Origin of the sequence: Gordonia sp. UBA7599, assembly GCA_002477755.1 — a bacterium.
In the GTDB taxonomy this organism is placed as follows: domain Bacteria; phylum Actinomycetota; class Actinomycetes; order Mycobacteriales; family Mycobacteriaceae; genus Gordonia.
The window spans coordinates 341-4,917 of record DLKD01000075.1 but is presented as its reverse complement, the minus strand read 5'-3'; the positions used below and the strand labels follow the sequence as shown (position 1 = coordinate 4,917).

The 4,577-nt window shown below is 66.8% G+C and carries 4 protein-coding genes and 1 pseudogene; 4 read left to right on the top strand and 1 reads right to left on the bottom strand.

Annotation, left to right across the window (positions count from 1 at the left end; genetic code table 11):
* The 4 genes and pseudogenes from acnA to B4L26_RS09385 form a co-directional block, all read left to right on the top strand.
* Positions 1-544 (top strand): annotated as a pseudogene (gene acnA, locus B4L26_RS09400) (aconitate hydratase); the annotation flags it as partial.
* Entirely contained in the window at positions 537-1,109 is a 573-nt protein-coding gene (locus B4L26_RS09395; protein ID WP_290718305.1) for a TetR/AcrR family transcriptional regulator, read from the top strand. The pseudogene acnA and the gene B4L26_RS09395, both read left to right, overlap by 8 nt.
* 57 nt (positions 1,110-1,166) lie before the next feature.
* On the top strand, positions 1,167-2,714 hold the full coding sequence (locus B4L26_RS09390) for an acyl-CoA synthetase (protein WP_290718303.1): 1,548 nt from the start codon (positions 1,167-1,169) through the stop codon (positions 2,712-2,714).
* Between the two features lie 10 nt (positions 2,715-2,724).
* Positions 2,725-3,042 carry a hypothetical protein gene (locus tag B4L26_RS09385; RefSeq protein ID WP_290718301.1) on the top strand — a complete coding sequence of 106 codons (318 nt, stop codon included), beginning with the start codon at positions 2,725-2,727 and terminating at the stop codon, positions 3,040-3,042.
* Here B4L26_RS09385 and B4L26_RS09380 read toward each other — a convergent pair.
* Positions 3,026-4,577 (bottom strand): ABC-F family ATP-binding cassette domain-containing protein (locus B4L26_RS09380; RefSeq protein WP_290718299.1); only part of this gene is annotated, 1,552 nt, incomplete at its 5' end. The two genes, B4L26_RS09385 and B4L26_RS09380, sit on opposite strands and share 17 nt — an antisense overlap.

Here is a 4,577-nt window from a genome sequence, read left to right as displayed (position 1 = left end):
CACCTTCGCCAACATCCGTCTGCAGAACCAGCTGCTCGACGGCGTGTCGGGCGGGTACACCCGCGACTTCACGCAGGACGGTGGCCCGCAGGCGTTCATCTACGACGCGTCGCAGAACTACCAGAAGGCGGGTATCCCGCTCGTCGTCCTCGGCGGCAAGGAGTACGGCTCGGGCAGTTCGCGCGACTGGGCGGCCAAGGGCACGGTGCTGCTGGGCGTCAAGGCGGTCATCACCGAGTCGTTCGAGCGCATCCACCGCTCCAACCTCATCGGCATGGGCGTCGTCCCGCTGCAGTTCCCGGCCGGCGAATCCGCCAAGTCGTTGGGTCTGACGGGCACCGAGGTGTTCGACATCGAGGGCATCGAGAAGCTCAACGAAGGCGTCACCCCGCGGACCGTGCACGTCACGGCCACCAAGGAGGACGGCGACAAGATCGAGTTCGACGCTGTCGTCCGCATCGATACGCCCGGTGAGGCCGACTACTACCGCAACGGCGGCATCTTGCAGTACGTGCTGCGCAACATGCTGAAGGCTGATGCCTAAGGTCTCCGACGATCGCCTCGCCGCGCGCCGACGAGAAATTCTCGACGGTGCGCGGCGGTGCTTCGCGGAGTACGGCTACGACGGGGCGACGGTCAAGCGCCTCGAAGAGGCCACCGGGCTGTCCCGGGGGGCGATCTTCCACCATTTCCGCGACAAGGAGGCACTCTTCCTTGCCCTCGCCGAGGAGGATGCCCACCGAATGGCCGACGTGGCGGCCGAGCAGGGTCTGGTCCAGGTGATGCGCGACATGCTCGCACGTCCCCAGGACTTCGACTGGTTGGGCACACGCATGGAGATCGCGCGCAAGATCCGCACCGACGCGGCCTTCCGCGACGAATGGTTGGCCCGCTCGGCCGAGCTCGACTCGGCGACCCTGTCTCGCCTACAACGTCAGCGCACCGCTGGCAAGCTCCGCGACGATCTGCCGGCCGAAGTCCTCGTCACCTACCTCGACTTGATCATGGACGGCTTGATCAATCGTCTCGCCATCGGCGAGTCGACCGCGAACCTGGAAGCGGTCCTCGACCTCGTCGAGGCGTCGGTGCGCACCGGTTCACCCGTCTGAGCAAACCGGACACGGCAAAGGCGACCAGACTCCGTCGCGTGGCGATACGCTTCGCCCATGTTCCCCGGAGTCCACGCCGCACGCACCCCCGACAAACCCGCGATCATCGCCCCTGCCACCGGTGAAACGGTCACCTATCGGCAGCTCGACGAGAACTCGACGCGCATTGCGCACTTCCTGCGCGACACCCTGGGACTGGTAGCCGGTGAGGTCATCGCCATGGTCACCGATAACGACTTACGGGCGTTCGACGTGTACTGGGCGGCACTGCGCAGCGGCATGTACGTCACGGCCATCAACCACCACCTGACCGCGCCGGAGACGAACTTCATCCTCGACGACTGTGGCGCGAAGGCCTTGTTCGCCTCTGCGAACGTCGCGGCCGCCGTCGCCGAATCAGACTCCATCGACGGGCTCGCCACCGACGGTGGACCTAACCGCCGGGTCGCCTGGGGCGGCTCGATACCCGGGTTCGCCGACTATGACGAAGTGCTCGCCGCCGCATCGGACGAACCGCTCGCCGATCAGCCGCGCGGCACCGACATGCTGTACTCCTCCGGCACCACCGGTCGACCCAAGGGCATCAAGCCACCGTTGCCGCAAGGGCAGGTCGACGAGGTGCCCGACCTCGTCTCCGCGGTGTTCGGTCCGGTGTACGGCTTCGGCCCCGACACCGTCTACCTTTCCCCCGCGCCCGTCTACCACGCCGCGCCGCTGCGCTATTGCGCGATGGTCAACGCGCTCGGCGGCACGACGATCCTCATGGACCGCTTCGATCCGGAACCGGCACTGCGCCTCATTCAGGAGTACGGCGTCACGCACAGCCAGTGGGTGCCGACGATGTTCGTGCGCATGCTCAAGCTGCCCCCCGAGGTGCGCGAGCGCTACGACGTGTCGAGTATGCAGGCGGCCATCCATGCCGCCGCACCGTGCCCGACAGAGGTGAAGCGGGCGATGATCGACTGGTGGGGCCCGGTCGTCAACGAGTACTACGCGGCGACCGAAGCAGCCGGGGTATGCCTCATCGGCTCCGAGGATGCTCTGACGCGGCCCGGTTCAGTCGGCAAGGCGGCCCTCGGCATCGTCCACATCTGCGACGAGAACGGGGATGAGGTGCCGGTCGGTGGAGTGGGGACCATCTACTTCGAGCGCGACGCGGTGCCCTTCGTCTACCACAACGACCCGGAGAAGACCCGCAAGAGCCAGCACCCCCTACACGAGACATGGGCGACGACGGGTGATCTCGGTTATGTCGACGAGGACGGCTTCCTCTACCTCACCGACCGCACCGCTTTCACGATCATCGTCGGTGGGGTGAACGTATACCCGCAGGAGTCGGAGAACATCCTGATCAACCACCCGGCGGTCTATGACGTCGCGGTGCTCGGTGTGCCCGACGAAGAGTTGGGCGAGCAGGTCAAGGCGTGCGTCCAACTCGCCGAAGGCTACGAACCCTCCGACGAGTTGGCCGCGGAACTGATCGCGTACACCAGGGAGTCGCTGGCGGCGTTCAAGACCCCGAGGACCGTGGACTTCCTCGACGAACTGCCGCGCACACCCACCGGCAAGATGGTCAAGGGCGAACTGCGTAAGAGGTATGGATAAGGAGAAGCCCATGAGTTCGGACAAGAGCCTCATCCCCCACGTCGTATTCGGTGAGCCCGTGGAGCGCAACGGCACGACCGTCATCCCCGTGACCAGGGAGGGTCGCTTCACCTCGAAGGCGGTCGGTGCGGTCGTCATCGATCCGGGCGGAGAGTCGAAGTGGGTCGCGGCCGTCGACTACGACCGGATCGCCAAGATCGGCCTTCTCACCGGCCTGGTCACCGGCACGATCGCCACATTGGCCGTCCTGCGGCAACCGCCGTGGCCGTCGCAGGAGACGATGTTGGAAATGCACCGGTCCGGCCTCGCCGCTAAGCGAGCTCGATGAGCTCCTGGTAGTCCTGCGACCAGTGGTCCTCGGTGCCATCGGGCAACAGGATCACCCGTTGCGGGTCGAGTGCGGCCGCGGCTCCCGGATCGTGGGTCACTAGGACCACCGCACCGGTGTAACTGCGCAGCGCGTCGAGCACCTGTTCGCGCGACACCGGGTCGAGGTTGTTGGTCGGCTCGTCGAGCAACAGGACGTTCGCCGCCGACGACACCAGCCCGGCCAGGCTCAACCGCGTCTTCTCGCCGCCCGACAGCGTGCCGGCCGGCTGCTCGAGCTGCGCGCCGCTGAACATGAACGCACCGAGTAGGCCCCGCAGGTCCTGCTCCCCGGCGTCGGGCGCTGCGTGGCGGATGTTCTCCCAGACCGTCGCATCGTCGTCGAGGGTGTCGTGCTCCTGCGCGAAATAGCCGATCTTTAAGCCGTACCCCGGCTCAAGGCTCCCGGCATCGGGCTTCTCCACCCCGGCCAGCAGGCGCAGCAATGTCGTCTTGCCCGCACCGTTGAGGCCGAGCACGACGACCCGACTGCCCTTGTCGATGGCCAGGTCGACGCCGGTGAAGATCTCCAGCGACCCGTAGGTCTTGGTCAGGCCCGACGCCATCAGCGGTGTCTTCCCACACGAGGCCGGCTCCGGGAACCGGATCTTGGCGGTGCGATCGGCCACCCGCTCCGCGTCGAGCTCGTTGATCATGCGCTCGGCGCGTTTGAGCATGTTCTGCGCCGCCGTCGCCTTGGTCGCCTTGGCACCCAGCTTGGCCGCCTGTGTGCGCAGGGCGGCGGCCTTCTTCTCGGCGTTGGCGCGCTCCCGACGACGACGAGCCTCATCAGTCGCGCGGGCGTCGAGGTACTTCTGCCAGCCCATGTTGTAAACGTCGGCCTCGCCGCGCACGGCATCGAGGAACCACACTTTGTTGACGACGTCGGCGAGCAGGTCGACGTCGTGGCTGATCACGATCAGGCCGCCGTCGTGGTTCTGCAGGAATGACCGCAGCCAGGTGATGGAGTCGGCGTCGAGGTGGTTGGTCGGCTCGTCGAGGAGCAGCGTCGTCGTAGACTTGCCGCCTTCGTCGGACGCGGCGAAGAGGATCCGTGCCAACTCGACGCGCCGACGCTGACCGCCGGACAGTGTCGAGAGCTGCTGGCCCAACACCCGGTCGGGTAGGCCCAGGTTGTGGCAGATACGGGCCGCATCGGACTCGGCGACGTAGCCGCCGAGGGCGGCGAAGCGCTCCTCGAGGCGGCCGTAGGCGCGCACGGCCTTATCCCGGGCGCCATCGTCGACGAGTTCGGCCATGAGGAGCTGCTGCTTCTCCATGTCGCGCACCAAGGCATCGAGGCCGCGCGCCGAGAGGACACGGTCCTTCGCGAGGACGGAAAGGTCGCCCTCCTTCGGATCCTGCGGGAGGTAGCCGACCTCACCGCTACGTACGATGGTGCCGGCGTAAGGCTCGGTCTCACCGGCCAGGATCCGCAGCGAGGTGGTCTTGCCCGCACCGTTGCGGCCGAGCAGCAGCGTGAGTTGTCCGCGCGAC